Below are 17,923 nucleotides of genomic sequence, written 5' to 3' on the forward strand. Positions count from 1 at the left end.
ACCCCAGGAGCGCCACGCCGGGGCGGAGCTTGTGGACCGGATAGGCCCTCTCCACCACGGGGCGGGGTGCAACAGCGGTCACGGCGGTCCCTCCAGCAGTTTCGTCGCAGACGTCATCACGACCTCGATCCCGGAAGGTACTGCTGGATCTTCTGTTTCACGCCCTGCTTGACGAAACCCCAGGTGTCCTCGTCCCCGTGCGCGATCGCCGACAGCATCGCCTTGATCTGCGCCGGCGTGGCGTGCGGCGGGATGGGCGGCACATCGGGATCGCAGTGGATGTCCAGTACCGTCGGCGTGCCGGCCGCCAATGCCCGTTCCCAGGCCGGGCCCACCTCGTCCGCGGTGCGCACGGTGATGCCGGTCAGGCCGACACTCGTGGCGAAGGCCGCGTAGTCCACGTCCGGCAACGTCTGCGACTCGGCGAACTTGGGCGATCCGCTCATCGCCCGCATCTCCCAGGTCACCTGGTTGAGGTCGTTGTTGTGCAGCACGGCCACGACCAACCGCTGGTCGTCCCACTGCTGCCGGTACTTCGCGATCGTGATCAGTTCGGCCATGCCGTTCATCTGCATCGCACCGTCGCCGGTGAGCGCGACCCCCGGGCGTTCCGGGTGTGCCCACTTCGCCCCGATGACGTAGGGCACGGCGGGCCCCATGGTGGCGAGGGTGCCGGACAGCGATCCCCGCATGTCACCGGAAAACTTCAGCTGCCGGGCGTACCAGTTCGCGGCGCTCCCGGAATCGGCGGCCACGATCGCGTTCTGCGGCAGCCGCAGTGACAGCTCGTGGAAGATGCGCTGCGGGTTGACCGGATCGGCGTCGACCAGCGCCTGCCGTTCCATGGTCGTCCACCATTCCGCGACATCGGACTCGATGCCGTCCCGCCAGCTGCGGTCCTTCTTCCGATGCAGCAGCGGGATCAGTTGCTGCAGAGTGGTTCTCGCATCACCGACCAGGTTGATCTCGTAGGGGTAGCGCAGGCCGATCCACTTGCCGGACCGGTCGATCTGCACCGCCCGGGCCTGGTCCAGCGGCGGCAGGAACTGGGTGTAGGGGAAGTTGGAGCCGATGGTCAGCAGGGTGTCGCAGTCCCGCATCATCCGGTAGCTCGGCAGGGTGCCGAGCAGGCCGATGGATCCGGTGACCCAGGGCAGGGTGTCGGCCAGCACGTCCTTGCCCAGCAGCGCCTTGGCCGCCCCGGCGCCGAGAAGATCTGCCACCTGGGCGATCTCGTCGGCACAGCCACGGGCGCCCTGACCGACGAGCAGGGCGACCTTCCTCCCCGCGTTGAGCAGGTCGGCCGTCGCCCGGACGCCTGCGGGGTCGGGGTGCGGGACGGCCGGCGCCAGCCCCAGGCTCGACGGCACGTGCTTGAACTCGTGCTCCGGTGCGGCGTAGGGCAGGTCGAACACGTCGGAGGGCACGATGACGCAGGTCGGCGCGGACGCGGTGAGCGCGATCCGGATCGCCCGGTCGATGGCGTTCGGCAGCTGCTCGGGGACGATCACAGTGGTGCTGTACTCGGAGCAGACGTCGGCGAACAGCGCCGGCAGATCGACCTCCTGCTGATACGCGCCGCCCAGGGAGGTGCGCGCGGCCTGGCCGACGATCGCCACCACCGGGACGTGGTCGAGTTTCGCGTCGTAAAGACCGTTCAGCAGGTGGATGGCCCCGGGTCCGCTGGTCGCGGCGCACACCCCGACCCGCCCGCTGAACTTGGCGAAGCCGACGGCCTGGAACGCGGACATCTCCTCGTGCCGGGCCTGCACGAACTGCGGCCGGTTCTCCGCCCGCGACCACGCCGCGAGCAGCCCGTTGATCCCGTCCCCGGGATAACCGAACACCTGCTCCACGCCCCAGGAGCGCAGCCGCTCCAGCAGGAAATCCCCCACCGTCGTCGCCATCGGTGGCCCCTCTCGTGCCCGTACTGCCGGCGCTGCTTGCCTTGTGCACCGGTGCCCACCCGATCGCCCGCCGAACCCGCCGAGATCCACTGCCGGCCCGACCGCAGGATCAGCCCGTATCCCGCCGGAGGTTCTCGGCCGCGTGCTCCGCCTCGGTCGTCAGCGCGGACGCAGCGGGGGCGTCACCGGCCCACGACGGTGTCGGGCGTGGTCCGACCGGCGCGGGGTCGTCCTCCGCTGCCGGACCGGGCTGATCGGACCGGTGGCCCTCGTCCGGGTCCTGCGGCCCGCCGCTGCCCGGGGAGTCCTCAGCATCGGGCAACTCCTCGAGGTGCCCGTCGACCGCTTGCGACCGGCGTTCCAGCAGGGCCTCCTCCAGATCGAGCTCGTGCTGCATCTCGGTCAGCACGTCCTCGGACAACCGACCGTCGTTGCGCAGCCCGACGATCACGGTGCGCTCGATCCCGAGCAGCGCCCGCCGCCAGTCCGACACCGCGGACAGCTCGCGGCCGAAGGCCTTCGACTGCTCCGGGTCGTCCCAGTTGCGCCAGTCCCGTAGGGCCGCCCACTTGCGCATCAGCTCGGCCTGCGGCTCCGAGAACCGGCCCTGCTGCTGGAGTTCGTCCACCTGGCGGGTGATCTCGGCAGACGCGGCGGCCCGGGCCTCGGCCCGCTCCGCCAGGTCCTCGGACGTCCGGTCCTCGGCGATACCCAGCCGCCGGACGACCGCCGGCAAGGTCAGGCCCTGCAGCACCAGCGTGCCCACGATGGTGGCGACGGTGGCCACCTGGATCAAAGACCGGAACGGCAGGTCGACCGGGAGTGCCTGGACCGCTGCCAGCGAGACCACGCCGCGCATCCCCGCCCAGGACAGCGCGGCGATCGACCGCGGGCCTGCCCGTGCGGTCCGTCCCGGTACCACCCGGGACACCAGGTGGATCAGCGAGATCAGCACCGGCCGGCTCAGGATGACGGTGACCGGGACGAGCGCCACCACCCACCAGACGTGGTGCTGCTCGGTGTCCAACGACCGGACGATGCCGACCAGCTGCAGCCCGATCAGGGCGAACACCGCGCCCTCCAGGACGAACCGCACCGACGCCCAGGTCGCGCTCTCCGTCAGCCGGACCGCGGCGGCCACCTCCTGCGGCGACCGATGACCGAGCAGCAGACCGCAGACGACCACGGCCAGCACACCGGACGCGTGCGCCAGCTCACCGGCCTCGTAGGCGGCGAACGGCGCCAGCAGACCCATCGCCGTGGTGGTCAGCGGCATCGTCATCCGCCGGCGCAGCTGCGAGAACACCCAGCCCAGGACCAGACCGATCAGCAGACCGCCGACGGCCGCCCAGGAGAACCGCCCGAACGCCGGCCACCACGCGATGCCGCTCATGCCCACCGCGCCGATCGCCACTCGGAGCAGGGTCAGCGAGGTGGCGTCGTTGAACAGCGACTCGCCCTCGAGCACGGTGACCAGACCGCGTGGCAGGCCGACCCGGCGGGCGACGGCAACCGCCGCCACCGCGTCCGGCGGTGCCACCGCCGCGCCCAGCGCCAGCGCCGCACCGAACGGCATCTCCGGCACCAGCAGCACCGTCACCCCGGCGACGGCGAGCGCGGTGAGCAGCACCAGCACGACCGACAACTGCGCGATCGGCCGCAGCAGCCGGCGGATGGCCACCGCCGACGACTCGAAGGCGGCACCGAACAGCAACGGCGGCAACAGCACCGAGAGCACCAGCTCGGGCGAGACCTGGTAGTCCGGCACCCCGGGGACGAAGGACACGGCGACCCCGGCGACCACCAGCAGCACCGGGGCCGGGAACGAGATCCGGGCGGCCAGCGCGGTGACGGCGAGCACGCCCAGCACCAGGCCGATGACCGGCAGCAGTTCCACAGGTCTCCCGGTTCCCGGCGGCCGCAACCCGACGCATCCGGGCGCACGTGCGGCTGCTCACCGAGGACGTGCGCCCGAGGCTCCGCACGACGGGCCGATCAGTGCCCGCGACCGCGCACCTTGCGGGCCAGGACCCACGCCGCCCCCAGCGTGATCGCGCCGACGACCACTCCTGCCGATCGGACGTCGCGTCCGCCACCGGACCACTGCACGAGCCGGACGGCCTTCGCCCACGAGAGGGATGCCAGTCGGCGGCGTTGCCCGAAGAAGCTGATGGTGGTGTCCGAGTCGATCAGATCGCGCATCCCCGTTGCGACGCGCCCCGCGAAGAGCTCGCGCGGCAAGGACGAACGCACGGCACGCAGCAGCCGTACCGGCTGCCGCGTCCGCACCCGAAGTTCTGATCCCACGGTCGTCACGTGCGCATCGACCCCGTCGACGGTGACGTCGAGATCGATGTCGATGTGGAGCCGGGCGCCGTTCGGTGGCCCGACCACCACGGTCCGGATCATGCCTTCGACGAGTCCTCGGCGGTGGTGATCCGCAGCGAGCCGTTCAGCTTCCAGGTGGCCCGCGGTGCGTCCGGTCCCGTCTCGCGCGGCACCTCGATGTTCATGTCGACGAATTCGTAGTTGATGGCCGCACCCTTGCCGGTCAGGTACGTCCACATCTCCTTGCCGAAATCGGCGAAACTGCTGGAACTGTGGGCCTTGACGTTCCGGCCGTCGGCGGTGGCGTCCGTGCTGCTGGTCATCTCGTTCTCCCTCAGGGGTTCTCGTACGGATCGTGCTCTGGGTATTCCCCCGGTTCCTCGGTCCATGCGTTCCGACGCGGTGGCGCACTCGCCGCCGGACCGGAAGACATTGCGCTGCCGGAAATGTCGCGATTGATGGGCCCCACCCTCCCAGATGCGTCAGGAACGGGGTTCGATCGCGCGACGCCGGGGAATCGACGGCGCATGATCTCCGTCGAACGGCACCTCGAGTGCGGGGCCATGGATGTGTTCCGTGTCCTGGACGACGGCTGGCTGTACGCCTCGTGGGTGGTCGGCGCCTCCCGCATCCGGGAGGTGGAACCGGGATGGCCGGCGGCGGGACATCGGATCCATCATTCGGTCGGGGTGTGGCCCGTGCTGATGAACGATGTCAGCGAGGTGCTCGACCACCGGCCGCCGACCCGGATGGAGTTGCAGGTCCGGGTGCGTCCCTGGTGGAACGGGGTGGTCACCATCGAGGTCCGTGACGAGCGGGACGGCTGCGTCATCAGGATGACCGAGGCGCCGGTGGCCGGGCCCGCCCGATGGCTCCCCCGATTCCTGCTCGCAGCCTTCCTCCGGCCGCGGAACAACGAGACACTCCGTAGGCTCGGGTATCTCGCCGAGGGTGGAGCAGGGCGACGCCTCCCTGCGGACGGGACCACCTGATGGCACCCTCTGCGGTTCCGCGCGACGCGGTGGTCGTCGTCACCGGCGCATCCAGCGGACTGGGCCGGGCCACGGCACTGGCCCTGGCCTCACCCGGACGCCGGCTGGTCCTCGCCGCCCGTTCGGAGGCGAGCCTGCACGACGTCGCGGCGGAGTGTGTCGGGCGTGGGGCGCAGGCCGAGGTCGTGGTCTGCGACGTGGGTCGCACGGACGACGTGGAGCACCTCTTCGATGTCGCGGTCGCCGGGTTCGGCCGCGTCGACGCCGTGGTGCACGCACCGGCCGCGGTCGCCTACGGCCGCTTCGACGAGATCCCCGCGGAGATCTTCGATGCCGTGATCACCACCAACCTCCTCGGCACCGCATACGTCGCACGCGTGGCACTGCGTCACTTCCGGGGCAGGGGCGAAGGAAAGCTGGTGCTGTTCGGCTCGCTGCTGGGCAAGATCGCGGTTCCCTACATGAGCCCGTACGTGACCTCGAAGTGGGGCGTGCACGCACTGGTGCGGATGCTGCAGATCGAGGCCCGGGAAACGCCGGGGATCGGTATCAGCCTGATCTCACCAGGGAGCGTCAACACTCCCGCCTACAGTCAGGCCGCCAACGTGACCGGCCGCGAGGGCCGGCCACCTCCGCCCGTCGACCCACCCGAGAAGATCGTCCGGGCGGTGATCGCCGCGCTCGGCCGGCCACGCCGGGAGGTCTCCGTCGGTCTCGCGAACCCGTTGGCAGTCATCGGGTTCCGCGTGATGCCGGCCGTCTACGACCGCATCGTCGCGCCGCTGATGAGGATCGGTGGCCTGTCCCGCCGGCCCGTCGGACGTCCGGAGGGAACGGTGCTGCACCCGCATCCCGAGGGCAATGCCGTGCACGGGTCGTGGAACTTCCTCGGCCGGCGCACGGAGCACTGATCCCCCCTCCCGCGAGAACGGCGTGAGCAGCGCTGATCGGCAACCGTTTTCGTGTCACCGGATCGTGGGAAGTGGCAGGAGTAGGAGGGTCGTGGGCCGAACAGCCGGCCGATCGCGATCCATCATCGACAGGAGCAGGACCATGCGCGCAGTGACCTGGCACGGCAAGCGGGACGTCCGAGTGGACGACGTCCCGGATCCGGCCATCCAGGAGCCGACGGACGCCGTCGTGCGCATCACCTCGACCGCGATCTGCGGCTCCGATCTCCACCTCTACGAGGTGCTCGGCCCGTACATGACGAGCGGGGACGTGCTCGGCCACGAGCCGATGGGCATCGTCGAGGAGGTCGGCCCGGCGGTGACCGGCCTGTCCCGCGGCGACCGGGTGGTGGTGCCGTTCAACATCTCCTGCGGGCACTGCACCATGTGCCGGCGAAACCTGCAGTCGCAGTGCGAGACCACACAGAACCGGGACCAGGGCAAAGGCGCGTCGCTGTTCGGCTACACCTCGCTGTACGGCGCGGTGCCCGGCGGCCAGGCCGAGTACCTGCGGGTGCCGCAGGCCCAGTACGGGCCCATCAAGGTCAGCGCGGACGGCCCCGACGAGCGTTACCTGTTCCTGTCCGACATCCTGCCCACTGCCTGGCAGGCCGTGCAGTACGCGAACCTGCCCAGCGACGGGGTGTTGTGCGTCTTCGGGCTGGGACCGGTAGGCCAGTTCGCCGCCCGGATCGGGCGGCACCTGGGTCATCGCGTCGTCGCGGTGGAACCTGTCGCCGAGCGGCGCACCATGGCCGAGCGGCACGGCATCGAGACCTTCGACCCGTCCGACGTCGACGACGTCCCGCAGGTCCTGCACGACCTCACCGGCGGTGACGGTCCGGACGCGGTGATCGACGCGGTCGGCATGGAGGCACACGGCGGGACCGGTGCCGGCGTCGCGAAAGTCGCGCAGGCGGCCACCGGGCTGCTGCCGGACAAGCTGGCGCACAAGCTGATCGAGAACATCGGTGTCGACCGGCTCACCGCGCTGCACCAGGCGATCCTCGCCGTCCGTCGCGGCGGCACGCTGTCGATCAGCGGGGTCTACGGCGGAACCGCCGACCCGCTGCCGATGATGGACATGTTCGACAAGCAGTTGCAGATCCGCATGGGCCAGTGCAACGTCCGTGCCTGGATCGACGACATCCTTCCGCTGGTCGAGGATCCGGCCGACCCGCTCGGTGTACTCGACCTGACGACGCACACCGTTCCGCTCGAGGACGCACCCGAGGCCTACCGGACCTTCCAGGAGAAGGCCGACGGCTGCATCAAGGTCGTGCTGCGGCCCTGAGCGAGAGCGCTCACCAGGGACTGCGCCGTGCGACCTCCCCCTGCCCCCGCTCGTAGTCCTCGTCCCGGTGGTGGGTCAGCACGCCGACCAGTTCGCCGTGCCGGCCGTAGCGGACGGTGAAACCGTCGCCGTCGTCGTCGATGTCGACCTCGTCGTAGCCGTCACCCCAGGCGGTGTACTTCAGCGTCCGCGATCCGATGGTCGACCAGAAGCCGGGCGGCTGCGCCCATTCCGCGGTCAGTCCCGCGGCGGTGCGTCCGGCGACCTCCCCCATCGCGTCGGCGTCGCCCCAGTGCTCCACGGTCAACGACCGGCCCGCAGCGGTGTTCCTCGCGAACACCACGTCGCCGGCCGCCAGCACGGCCGGGTGGCTGGTGCGCATGTCGGCAGACACGCTGATCCGACCGTCGGACAAGGACAGGCCGGCCGCCGCGGCCAGCTCGGCCCGTGGGGTGACACCCGTGGCCAGCAACACCAGGTCGGCGGGCAACCTCTGACCTGCCGAGGTGAGGACGTGGTCGGGGGCGATGGCGGAGACATCGTCCCCGACGCGCAGCCGGACGCCGTCCTGGTGCAACCACTCGGCGATGCGCCGGCTGACCCAGGCGCCCAGGCGTCGTTGCTGCGGGAGTACGTGACTCACCAGGGTGACCGCCACACCCCGGCCTGCCAGCGAGGCGGCTGCTTCGCATCCTACGAAACCGGACCCGACCACCACCGCGGTCGCGGCGCGCTCTGCGGCGTCGACCAGGTCGATCGCGTCGCGCCGGGAACGCAGGACGTGAGCGTGCCGGGCGCCGGGGATGTCCGGGCGCACCGGCGTGCTGCCGGTGGCCAGCACGCATGTGGCGAAGTCCATCGCACGGCCGTCGGCCAGCAGCACCGCGCGGCTGTCCGGTCGCAGTTCGGTGACCCGGCTCGAGAGCACCAGTTCGATGTCACGGTCCCGGTAGAACTGCGGGTCGTGCAGAACCGTGTCGACGACAGGGGTGTCGCCCCGCAGCACGTCCTTCGACAGCCGCGGACGTTCGTACGGCAGGTCCGGGTCCTCGGTGACCAGTCGGACCGGTCCGTCGCCCTGCGCATCCCGGTAGGCCCCTGCCGCGGCGACTGCGGCAGGGCCACTGCCGACGACCACCAGTCCTGCACCTGCCATGGGCTCTCCCCTGGTGAACTCCGCGGCGACGTGACGCTCGGGAGAACGGTTGTCAGGCCGACCGGCTGCCGGGCAGGAAGCTGACCGCCCATCGCGTCGTCTCCGGGCCTTGCCCATCCGGTCCCCCGGTCGGCGCCTCCGAAAACGCGACGGGTGTCGAGAAACCCCACCCGCCGTCACGGCGGGCGGGGACTCGCACTCCGCCGTGCTGACCACACCCGGGGAGGCCGTCAGTCCGACTCGCACATCCTACGTCGCGCCGCTGATGAGGCGGCCCCGCCGGCTGCTGGTGTGAACCGGCGGGACCTACGTCCATCCGCCCACCCCCGGGCGCAAGCGGGGCCGCACCATTGTTCTGCCCGCACCACCCGGGGGCTCAAACCTGAGGCATCGTCAGACGCTCGCCGTCGCGACCGGTGGTGATGAAATGCCCATCACGCATCGTCGCCAGGTCGCGATCAGCACCACGGGGACGAGCAGCAACGATGTCCGACCCATGAAGAGCGACACCGGGTCCGACTCCTCGAGCGCCGGGATCGCGTAGTAGCCGAACAGGACCAGCACCACCGTGACGAGGACGGCGGCCCGGGCAACAGGATGTGCCTCGAACCCGAAGCGCACCACGGCTTTCGGGAGCACGGTGCGGAAGAGATCGACGATCGTCCACAGCACGAGCGCGCCGACCACGGCGTAGATCCACCACGGCGAGATGTCCCAGCCCTCGCGGAAATGCGTGACGTCGCCGTCGTCGGCGAAGGTGCGCAGCGGCACGTAGTCCCACAGGTTCGCCAGGCACAGGAACATGTACCAGAACAGGATGAACGAGACCCACGGGCGCGCTGCCATCCATCCCCTGGCGAACAGCCACCGCGTCACCAGGTACGGGACGGCGTTGCCGATCCCGGGCCCGGCGAAGGCGACCAGCGCGACCTGCCAGTACTTCCCGGCGGCGAGTGCCGCGTCGTAGTCGACGTTCTCGTCGATGTGCGCCAGTGCCACGATGTTCCACAGACCGGTCCCGCCCCAGTCGATGTCACCCGGGACCGGCTTGATGCCGACCAGCCATGCGGTGATCGAGTGGCTGAACTCGTGCGGGAGGACCGCCACGTAGTGCGTCAGCACCAGGACCAACGGGATGGCGGCCACCATGGGCCACACCGAGCGGGCGGCGAAGCTGCTCGCATCGTGGCGAAGCGGGGTACTCATGGAACTCCTCGAGGCGTCGACGTCCGGTGGAACCGGTGTCCGCACTGTCGCGCCCGCTCCTCTCACCGCCCTCACACGCGTCCGGCCGGCTGTCGGACCACGGAACCGCGACGCGCCGCGCACCACCTGCCACGGGGACCTACTCCAGCGGCCCTTCAGCATCCATGGAGCGGCGCCTCACCTGTCACGATCGCCGCGGCCAGTTCCGTGACACCGATCCCGCCGGCGAACGCGCGCCCGCGCAGCAACAGCAGACCCTCCTCGGCACCGCACCCGGTCGCACCCATCAGCATGCCGGTGGCGATGCTGATCTGCAGGCGGGATTCCAGAAAGGCGTTCGCCAGCCATTGCGGGGCATCCGCGACGTCGTCGGTGATCGAGAAGCACTCGAGCTGCTCGCTGACCCGGGCGGCGACCACCATCGCGGCCCCGAGGACATCGGGGCCTGCGAGCGGCCCCTCGGAGTACACGTCGACGGTGCCGGATCCGGCCACGGCACCTGTCAGCGGGATCGACAGCACGGACCGGAAGGGCGTCCCGCCTGTCAGCTGCTCGTAAAACACCGGCCAGGTACGGCGGAACGACGGCCCCGACGCCAGGACCGGCAACCGGCGGCGGTGAGCATCCGGGCCCGGCCCCTCACCGAGGGTGAACTGGAGGTCCTGCGCCACAGCCGCCTCCGGGCCGGTGGCCGCCACGCAGACGTGGAAGACGCCGACGTACAGGCCGACCCCGACACCGGCGGTCACTCCGGGGAACTCGGCATCCAGGCCCAGCCGCGCCGCGGTCGCCAGCCGATGCGGTAACCGCGCCGGCGCCGGATCCATGCGCACCAGCCGGGCCAGCGCCGCGTCGAATGCTGCGGTGATCGTCACGGGCGTCCCCCTGGTACCGCACCGTCCGGGACGGCCGGCACGACGAAGGGGTTGCCGGATCACCTGCGGCCGAAACAATCCGGCCGCGGATGTCGGTCGCGCCCTGCGGTCCCCGGGCACCGCACCGCGGGAGGTCGGCAGCTGTCAGGAGGGGCTGAGCGTGTTCTCCGCCAGGACCTGCCGGATCCCCGTGCTCGAGCTGCACAACAGCGCCGACGCCTGCTGGGCGCCGACCCCGTACGCCCGCATGAGGACGCCGACCGCGACGCCGATCTGCCGGCCGGCGGTGAGAGCGAGGTGCAGGCCAGCGGGCTCCGGCGGTGGGGTCCGGTGCACCAGGAGCACCAGTGCATGCGCGGCGAGCAGTGCGGCGCGTTCGAAGGCCGGTGCGTCGAGCCCACCCGGCGTCCCGGAGCAGAGTTCCAGCACCACCGCCGGCTCCTCGCTGACCCGGACGGCGAGCACGCCCCGGACGGGGGTCCCTTCCACGGCCCGCCGGGCGAAGGCGGGCCACGGTCCGCCGTCGGCGAGATCGCCCGCCGCAGCGAACCCGGCCGACCTGCCCACCGACAGGCACGGGCCCTGCCGCAGGCTGTACTGGAGATGATCGAGCTCACCGATCAGATGCGATGTCGCCCAGAGACTCTCGGGCCGGGCACCGGCGGGCCATGCGGTGATGCCTGCCCAGTCACAACCAGGGACGGCGTCGACAGCCAGGTCGACGAGCCGTTGCAGCGGATGGTCCCCGTCCCGATCGGCACGTAACGACGAGTGCAGCGCGAGGAACTCCAACGCCAGGTCCCCCGACACCTGGGCGGGGTTCACGTCGTGCTCCGACAAGCCGGACCTGCGTCCGGGGTGCAGCTCAGGGTTCTCATGGCAGGACCTCACGCAGAGTCCGTTCGCGTCACCCTGTTCGACGCCGGAACCGACGGCCCACCAGCACCTCGGTCCGTTGCACGGTAACCCGCACGTGCGCGGGCGTCCAGACCGCAGACTGCGGACACGCATCACATCGTCGGGGGAAGGGTCTCGCCCGGACCATGAGCCGCTATTCGGGGAGCAGACGGATGACGGTCCCGCCCGGCGCTCCGGACTTCGCCTCGTACATGGCGGTGTCGGCGCGGTGCACCAGTGTCCCGACGGAGACGCCGCCCGAGGTGACGGCGGCTCCGATGCTCGCGGAGAGTGCGATGTCGACCCCGTCGATGTGCAGGGGTCGGGCGAGCAGCTCGTGGATCCTGCCGGCCAGCGCGTGTGCGCCCTCCAGGGCCGCGGCGGCCGACTCCTGGTTGTCCACCAGGATGAGGAACTCGTCCCCGGCCAGCCGGCTCACCCGGTCCATCTCCCGCACCGAGGACAGCAGCCGTCGTGCCGCTGTCACCAGGACCTCGTCGCCGGCCCGGTGGCCGAAGGTGTCGTTGATGGCCTTGAAGCCGTCCAGGTCGAGGAACAGCACGGTCACCAGGGTGCGGTTGCGGCGGGCCGCTGCCAGGGCGAACTCGATGAGCTCGTGGATGAGTCCGCGATTGGGCAGCCCGGTGAGCTGGTCGTGCATCGCCCGCAGGGCGAGATCCTCGTGCGCGGCCCGGAGCTCGGCGCGGTCGGCGTCCATGGCCAGGAACGACACCGCTACGTGCGCCAGCAGTTCGGCGGCGGCGATGTCGTCGTCGGTGATCGTGTGGTCGACGGCCCAGTAGAGGTCGAGGGTGCCCCAGGTCCGGCCACGACCGATCAGTGGCAGCGCGAGAACGGCGTGCACGCCCAGTTCCGCGGCGCGACACTCGAAACGCGGCCATGCCATCTCGTCGATCGATCCGGCCTTGACCAGCTGCCCGGAGTCCAGGGCGTCACGGCACGGGCCCTCCTGCAGTGCTTCCTGCAGCAGTTCCAGGTCCTTGATGTCGCCGCCGGTGGCATGCACATAGGTGGTGCGCCCCTCGGCCAGCCGCATGACGCCGACACCGTCCACGTCGAGGGCTTCCGCGGCCACCTCGCACAGTCGGTGCAGCAGCTGCAGCGGTTCGAAGTCGGAGGTCGCAAGGGCGGCCAGTTCGGCGACGCCCCGACCGAGGCTGTCGAGGGGCACGGCGGTCGCTCCTGTCGGACACGAATGGTCCGCGGCCGCTGTTACCTCGGGATCGTGGCTCCACCGTACAGGTCGCGGCGATCCCGGCAAGCGGAACGATTCGGATGTGGATCACCCGTCCTCGCCACCTGGGTCTCGTCCTTAATCCGGCGCGACCCCACGCACGGTCACGTCCGTGCGGGAGATGACGTGACCGGCCGCACGTCGGCCAGGAGCAGCACTGCCGCGGCACCGAGTGCCGCCACTGCCAGCGCCACCCCGATGACGCCGCTGACGGTGAGCCAGGCGGGAGCCTGCACCAGGTGGGCTACGGCTGCGCTGCCGAAACGCAACGCCGTGATCGTCATCACCGCTGTCCCCACAGGTTTCTCCCGGACAGCGGCCACGGCCGGGAGCAGCAGAAGCACTGCGCCGACGGCCAGCAGCAGGCCCAGGGCCGGGTTGGAGTCACCCGCGGGAATGATCAACGTCGCCATGCCGATGCATGTCCAGGATCCGGCGAGAAGCGCCATTGCTGTTCCGGCGACCGGGTCGCGGGACACGAATGCCAGGATCGAACTGAGCAACTGCAGCGGCGGGACGAACGCCAACAGGATCACCGCGACGGTGTGCGACTGGGCCGGCGGGATCCATTGCAGCTGCAGCCCGCTCAGCATGACCGATCCCGCAGCCAGTGCCAGGAAGCCCAGCGGCAGCGACGGACCGACCGGTGATGTCGCCGACGGGCCGGCGCGGCCGTCGTCTTCGCGACTCACCCTGCCACGAGCAGCGCCTGCGCGGCTGCGGCCTTCATCCTGGTGTTGAACCAGGACAGTTGGCGGGACGTGTCGGAGTTGCTCCTGGTGGCGACAGCCAGCAGCTCCCTGTCCCGCAGCCCCTGGGCGCCCTGCATCAGTACCGTCCAGGTGGTCTGCACCAGGGTGCCGAGCACGTGCAGGTCCTGCAGGTCCCGGAGCAGTCCGATCTGTCCGCCGCGGGCCCGGGTGAGACCGGGGGCGTGCAGGCGATCGGGTTCGACGATGTCGTCCTCGTCGCGGGAAAGGTACCGATGGACGATCGGAGCGAGGGCTTGGGTGTGGGCCTCGCTCATTCCGGCCAGCAGGCGACACGTGTGATGGACGTCGGCCTGCTCGGCATGACCCAGCGCGACCACGCCCAGGGATGCGGCAAGAGTGTGTTCTGCCCGCAACGCCATGCCGAGATAGGTGGTGAGATGAGGCATGTCATCACGGTCCTGACTGCCCTGCGGTGGTCGCCTCGATCGCCGGCCGAACGGGGTCGGCCCGGCGCACCCGGCAGGCGGCGGTCTTGAACGCCGGTTGTTTTGAGACCGGGTCCCACACGGTCATGGTCAACTCGTTCGCCTGGCCCTGACGCCCTCCCGGCTCGTGCACGTCGGCGTCGGAGCTCCCGTAGTGGAACGGTGCGAAAACGGATCCCCTGGTGATCATCCCGATCCGCGCGGGGACCTGGATGCGGCCCCGCGGTGACTCGACCACCACGACGTCACCCTCGGTGATGCCGAGATCGCGGGCGTCCTCGGCGTTCATCTCCACCCAGGCGCGGGGCGCGGCCGCGTCCAGCGGACGTGACCGGCGGGTCTTGGTCCGGGTGTGGAACTGATACACCGTCCGACCTGTGGTGAACAGCAGCGGGAACTGTTCCGACGGCTGCTCGTGCGCAGGCACGTACACACACCCCTTGATCATCGCCCGGCCGTCGGGCGCCAGCGCCCGGTACTCCTGTTCGGTGACAGCAGCGCCGGTGAGCAGATCGTGACCGAACGTCTCGCACACGTCGACGGCGGACGGGAACACCGCGTCGGAGTAGAGCCGTGCGGCGCCGTCAGGGTGGGTGTCGTTCACCGGCCAGGCGACACCGGAGGTGTCGCGGAGCTTGTCGTACGTCAGGCCGGTGTAGTCAACGGGCCGCCCGGCACTGGCCGCCCGCCATGCGTCGAACGCTTCCTCCGCAGTGTGCCAGCCGATCAGCGGCGCGCCGCTCCTGGACCGGAAATCCATCGCCGCGGCATAGCTCAGAAAGATGTCCAGATCCGGTTTCGCCTGACCCGGCGGCTCCACCGCCTTCTCGGACAGGTGCACGACCCGGCTGGCGTTGGTGAAGGTCCCGGTTTTCTCCCCCCACCCGGCAGCAGGCAGCACGACATCGGCCAGTTGCGCGGTCTCGGTCAGGAAGAGGTCCTGGACCACGAGGAAGCAGGTGTCCTTCTCCAGGATCGAACGGATCCTCGCCGACTCCGGCATCGACACCGCCGGGTTCGTCGCCGAGACCCACAACAGGTTGATCGTCCCGTCCGCGACGTAGCCGAAGATCTGCATCGCATGGGTCGGGTCCGCCCAGTGCGGGATCACCATCGGATCGACGTCCCACAGCTCCGCGAGTTCGCGGACGTGATCGGGGTTGTCCCAGTTGCGGAAGCCGGGCAGGTCGCCGTCGGCTCCGCATTCCCGGTTGTTCTGGGCAGTCGGTTGACCATTCATCTGCAGGACGCCGGCCCCGGGCCGGCCGATCATCCCGCGCAGCAGGTGCAGGTTGTTCACCGCCACGGAGGCCGCGGTAGCCTGGTGCGACTGGTAGAAGCCCTGCAGCACGGTGGAGAGCACCGCCGAGCGTTCGCCGAAGATCCGCGCCGCGCGGCGGACGGCATCCGGCTCCAGACCGCAGATCGCAGCGACTTTCTCGACCGGGTAGTCATCCACCAGCTTGCGCAGGTCGTCGACACCGACGGTGTGCCGGTCCACCCAGTCGTGGTCCACCAGGTCGTTCTCGAACAGCTCCCGCAGCAGTCCGTTGAGCAACGCGAGGTTCGTACCCACCCGCACCGGCAGGTGCAGACCGCCGGTGCGCAGGGCTTCGACGGCGACCGGCGTCCGGCGCGGGTCGACGCACACCAGCACCGGTGGCTCGCTGCCGTGTGTCCGGTCGAGCACCCGGGACCACAGGACGGTCTGCGTCTCCGCCATGTTGTGACCCCACAGGAAAAGGGCGTCACAGTGCTCGATGTCGGAGTAGCAGCCGGGCTGGCCGTCGGTGCCGAACGACTCCTTGAACGCCGCCGCCGCGGTCGCCGTGCACAGCCTGGTGTTGCCGTCCATGTGCGGGGTGCCGAGTCCGGCCTTGCCGATCACTGCCAGCGTGTAGTACTCCTCCGCGAACAGCTGACCCGAGGTGTAGAACCCGTGGGACAAGGGCCCTTTCGTGCGCAGGAGACGTTGCGACTCGGCAACGATCCGGTCCATGGCCGTGGTCCAGTCGGTCGGTACCAGAATGCCGTCACGGCGGATGAGAGGTGTGGTGAGCCGGTCCGCCGACGAGGCCCACGGCGTACTTCCGTAGAGCCCCTTGGGACCGAGTCGCCCCTTGTTCACCAAGTCGTCCGCCCGCCCGCGGATCCCCACCATCTGCCCGTCGACCACTGCGATGTCGCAGCCGCATCCGTTGCTGCACAACACACATGCCGACCGCACCCACTTCTGCACGTCTGCCGGACCGACACCTGCATCGAGGTGCACATCGACCCTTGAGGGCCATCGGTCGTCACGGCCATGAGGGGTACGCGGGCCCCAGACATCGACGACACGATCATGGTCGTGGGGCGCCGAAGAATTCGAGACTGCCATGCAGCACCTTCGACAGAGGGCGGCGACGTGGGATCTGTTTCCCGGTACGCGTCGTTTCCCACACGGCAGGAGCATCAAACTGCGGCCCGCAGCCGGTGCAGTCCTCCGTTGTCGGTCCCGTGCAGGGCATGTCGCACCCGGATCCGATTCGGCAGCGGCGAGCGGGGAACGGCTGGATGAAGTCCCGACATCCAGGAGGTCCCATGCCCCGATCGTCGCCGGCCCGCGTCGCCCACGATCAGACCGTCCGGCTGCTGCGCAACGGTTGCCCGTTCACCGCAACGGTGCGTGCCGGGTCAGGGGTGATCGCGGTGGACCAGCCGGTTGCCCTCCGGCTGGTGGGGCGGAGAGCCGTACTGATCGGCGGTCCTGCAGGGGTGCGGACCTTCTACGACGAGACGTTGATCCGCCGGCGGGGGGCGACACCGGCATTCCTGCAGAACACGCTCTTCGGGAGGAACGCCGTCCACGGGCTGGACGACGAGACGCACCGGTCGCGCAAACGCCTGTTCCTGGACCTGATCACCGACGACGCCGCGGCGGACATGCACCGACGGGCCCTGCAGGGATGGCGTGCGGAGCTCGCGGCGTGGCCGGACCGGGGCACGGTGTGGGATGCCGCTGTCCGCATCTTCGGGACGGCGGTGCAGGGCTGGGCCGGCGTCGGACCGGGTGGGATGTCGGAGATCCCCGACCTGCAAGCGACGCGCGACCGGCGCTCGCGGGATCTGGCGACGATCGTCGACGGATTCGGCTCCGTCGGTGTCGGTGCGCTGCGGGCGAGAGCGGCACGCCGCCGTGCCGACCGATGGGCCACGGCCGCCGTGCTGGCCGCACGCTCCCACCTCGGAGCGCAGCCACCCACACCGCTGACGCACATCGCCGGTTTCCGGGACACCGATGGTCATCTGCTGCCGGAAAGGACAGCAGGGGTCGAACTGCTGAACATCCTCCGGCCGACCGTCGCGGTCGCCTGGTTCGCCGTCTTCGGCGCACTGGCGTTGATCCGCCATCCCGATCTGCGGGACCGTCTGAGCGGCTCGGACGAGAGCAGTGACATGCTCCGGGCGGTGGCGAACGAGATACGCCGCACGACTCCTTTCGTCCCGCTGTTGGCGGGGAAGGCGCGCAAGGGTTTTCGCCTCGGCGACGTGCAGGTCCGCACAGGCACACGGGTGCTGCTCGACGTTCCGGGGACGAACATGGATCCGGGTCGGTGGTCGAGCCCGGAATCCTTCCGGCCGGAGCGCTTCCTGCAGGATCCCGGTGCCGCCACCTCCGACCATTTCGTGCCTCAGGGAGGAGGTGACAGGTACACCGGCCATCGGTGCCCGGGCGAACCTTTCGCCGTCGAACTGGTGACCGCCACGCTGCGCGCCCTGAGCGAGTCGTCCTGGACCGTGCCGCATCAGGACCTCACCGTCGATGCCCGTCGCATCCCCACTCGACCGGCCGGCGGGATCCGCCTGCTCGTGCAGTCCTAGG

The 17,923-nt window shown here is 70.2% G+C and carries 16 protein-coding genes; 4 read left to right on the forward strand and 12 right to left on the reverse strand.

All coding sequences use genetic code 11. From position 1 onward, the window contains the following. Positions 1 to 116: 116 nt before the first annotated feature. The 4 genes from GIS00_RS11800 to GIS00_RS11815 form a co-directional block, all read right to left on the reverse strand. Complete coding sequence (locus tag GIS00_RS11800) at positions 117 to 1,907, reverse strand: thiamine pyrophosphate-requiring protein (protein WP_154768665.1); 1,791 nt, start codon at positions 1,905 to 1,907, stop codon at positions 117 to 119. A 109-nt stretch (positions 1,908 to 2,016) separates the two neighbouring features. Beyond that, entirely contained in the window at positions 2,017 to 3,804 is a 1,788-nt protein-coding gene (locus tag GIS00_RS11805; RefSeq protein WP_196073236.1) for a Na+/H+ antiporter, read from the reverse strand. 98 nt (positions 3,805 to 3,902) lie between these two features. After that, a complete protein-coding gene (locus tag GIS00_RS11810; protein WP_154768667.1) occupies positions 3,903 to 4,316 on the reverse strand; it encodes a hypothetical protein in 414 nt (137 codons plus the stop codon). Further along, entirely contained in the window at positions 4,313 to 4,558 is a 246-nt protein-coding gene (locus tag GIS00_RS11815) for a hypothetical protein (protein WP_154768668.1), read from the reverse strand. Before GIS00_RS11815 ends, GIS00_RS11810 begins: the two co-directional genes overlap by 4 nt. Positions 4,559 to 4,762: 204 nt before the next feature. Here GIS00_RS11815 and GIS00_RS11820 point away from each other — a divergent pair, with 204 nt between their 5' ends. From GIS00_RS11820 to GIS00_RS11830, 3 genes are all read left to right on the forward strand, one after another. Further along, on the forward strand, positions 4,763 to 5,227 hold the full coding sequence (locus GIS00_RS11820; protein WP_154768669.1) for an SRPBCC family protein: 465 nt from the start codon (positions 4,763 to 4,765) through the stop codon (positions 5,225 to 5,227). Next, positions 5,227 to 6,138, forward strand: coding sequence for an SDR family NAD(P)-dependent oxidoreductase (locus GIS00_RS11825; RefSeq protein WP_154768670.1), 912 nt, complete (start codon positions 5,227 to 5,229; stop codon positions 6,136 to 6,138). The genes GIS00_RS11820 and GIS00_RS11825 overlap by 1 nt, the downstream gene beginning before the upstream one ends. Before the next feature lie 142 nt (positions 6,139 to 6,280). Continuing rightward, positions 6,281 to 7,471: a zinc-dependent alcohol dehydrogenase gene (locus GIS00_RS11830; protein WP_154768671.1), complete on the forward strand. Its 1,191-nt coding sequence runs from the start codon at positions 6,281 to 6,283 to the stop codon at positions 7,469 to 7,471. Between the two features lie 10 nt (positions 7,472 to 7,481). On the opposite strand, the gene GIS00_RS11835 is transcribed toward GIS00_RS11830, so the two are convergent. From GIS00_RS11835 to GIS00_RS11870, 8 genes are all read right to left on the reverse strand, one after another. Next, positions 7,482 to 8,627: an NAD(P)/FAD-dependent oxidoreductase gene (locus GIS00_RS11835; protein ID WP_196073237.1), complete on the reverse strand. Its 1,146-nt coding sequence runs from the start codon at positions 8,625 to 8,627 to the stop codon at positions 7,482 to 7,484. A 393-nt stretch (positions 8,628 to 9,020) separates the two neighbouring features. Then, positions 9,021 to 9,833 carry a hypothetical protein gene (locus tag GIS00_RS11840; RefSeq protein WP_154768673.1) on the reverse strand — a complete coding sequence of 271 codons (813 nt, stop codon included), beginning with the start codon at positions 9,831 to 9,833 and terminating at the stop codon, positions 9,021 to 9,023. 155 nt (positions 9,834 to 9,988) lie between these two features. Then, positions 9,989 to 10,708, reverse strand: coding sequence for an ANTAR domain-containing protein (locus tag GIS00_RS11845; protein WP_154768674.1), 720 nt, complete (start codon positions 10,706 to 10,708; stop codon positions 9,989 to 9,991). 144 nt (positions 10,709 to 10,852) lie between these two features. Then, positions 10,853 to 11,533 (reverse strand): hypothetical protein, encoded by a 681-nt coding sequence (locus GIS00_RS11850; RefSeq protein ID WP_154768675.1) that lies wholly within the window; start codon positions 11,531 to 11,533, stop codon positions 10,853 to 10,855. Between the two features lie 226 nt (positions 11,534 to 11,759). Beyond that, positions 11,760 to 12,797 carry a diguanylate cyclase domain-containing protein gene (locus GIS00_RS11855; protein ID WP_196073238.1) on the reverse strand — a complete coding sequence of 346 codons (1,038 nt, stop codon included), beginning with the start codon at positions 12,795 to 12,797 and terminating at the stop codon, positions 11,760 to 11,762. Between the two features lie 167 nt (positions 12,798 to 12,964). Then, on the reverse strand, positions 12,965 to 13,552 hold the full coding sequence (locus tag GIS00_RS11860; protein WP_196073239.1) for a GPR1/FUN34/YaaH family transporter: 588 nt from the start codon (positions 13,550 to 13,552) through the stop codon (positions 12,965 to 12,967). Next, a complete protein-coding gene (locus GIS00_RS11865) occupies positions 13,549 to 14,019 on the reverse strand; it encodes a hypothetical protein (RefSeq protein WP_154768677.1) in 471 nt (156 codons plus the stop codon). Before GIS00_RS11865 ends, GIS00_RS11860 begins: the two co-directional genes overlap by 4 nt. Before the next feature lie 4 nt (positions 14,020 to 14,023). Beyond that, complete coding sequence (locus GIS00_RS11870; protein WP_154768678.1) at positions 14,024 to 16,438, reverse strand: molybdopterin oxidoreductase family protein; 2,415 nt, start codon at positions 16,436 to 16,438, stop codon at positions 14,024 to 14,026. Between the two features lie 203 nt (positions 16,439 to 16,641). On the opposite strand from GIS00_RS11870, the gene GIS00_RS11875 reads away from it, so the two are divergent. After that, on the forward strand, positions 16,642 to 17,922 hold the full coding sequence (locus GIS00_RS11875) for a cytochrome P450 (protein WP_196073240.1): 1,281 nt from the start codon (positions 16,642 to 16,644) through the stop codon (positions 17,920 to 17,922). The last annotated feature ends 1 nt before the right edge of the window (position 17,923 follow it).

It is taken from the genome of Nakamurella alba, assembly GCF_009707545.1.
Classification (GTDB): Bacteria; Actinomycetota; Actinomycetes; order Mycobacteriales; family Nakamurellaceae; genus Nakamurella; species Nakamurella alba.

Excerpts from the sequence above, each read along its gene's own strand:
- GIS00_RS11800 (WP_154768665.1), bottom strand. The coding sequence starts at position 1,907 with ATGGCGACGACGGTGGGGGATTTCCTGCTGGAGCGGCTGCGCTCCTGG.
- GIS00_RS11810 (WP_154768667.1), bottom strand. The coding sequence starts at position 4,316 with ATGATCCGGACCGTGGTGGTCGGGCCACCGAACGGCGCCCGGCTCCAC.
- GIS00_RS11815 (WP_154768668.1), bottom strand. The coding sequence starts at position 4,558 with ATGACCAGCAGCACGGACGCCACCGCCGACGGCCGGAACGTCAAGGCC.
- GIS00_RS11820 (WP_154768669.1), top strand. The coding sequence starts at position 4,763 with ATGATCTCCGTCGAACGGCACCTCGAGTGCGGGGCCATGGATGTGTTC.
- GIS00_RS11825 (WP_154768670.1), top strand. The coding sequence starts at position 5,227 with ATGGCACCCTCTGCGGTTCCGCGCGACGCGGTGGTCGTCGTCACCGGC.
- GIS00_RS11830 (WP_154768671.1), top strand. The coding sequence starts at position 6,281 with ATGCGCGCAGTGACCTGGCACGGCAAGCGGGACGTCCGAGTGGACGAC.
- GIS00_RS11835 (WP_196073237.1), bottom strand. The coding sequence starts at position 8,627 with ATGGCAGGTGCAGGACTGGTGGTCGTCGGCAGTGGCCCTGCCGCAGTC.
- GIS00_RS11840 (WP_154768673.1), bottom strand. The coding sequence starts at position 9,833 with ATGAGTACCCCGCTTCGCCACGATGCGAGCAGCTTCGCCGCCCGCTCG.
- GIS00_RS11865 (WP_154768677.1), bottom strand. The coding sequence starts at position 14,019 with ATGCCTCATCTCACCACCTATCTCGGCATGGCGTTGCGGGCAGAACAC.
- GIS00_RS11870 (WP_154768678.1), bottom strand. The coding sequence starts at position 16,438 with ATGGCAGTCTCGAATTCTTCGGCGCCCCACGACCATGATCGTGTCGTC.
- GIS00_RS11875 (WP_196073240.1), top strand. The coding sequence starts at position 16,642 with ATGCCCCGATCGTCGCCGGCCCGCGTCGCCCACGATCAGACCGTCCGG.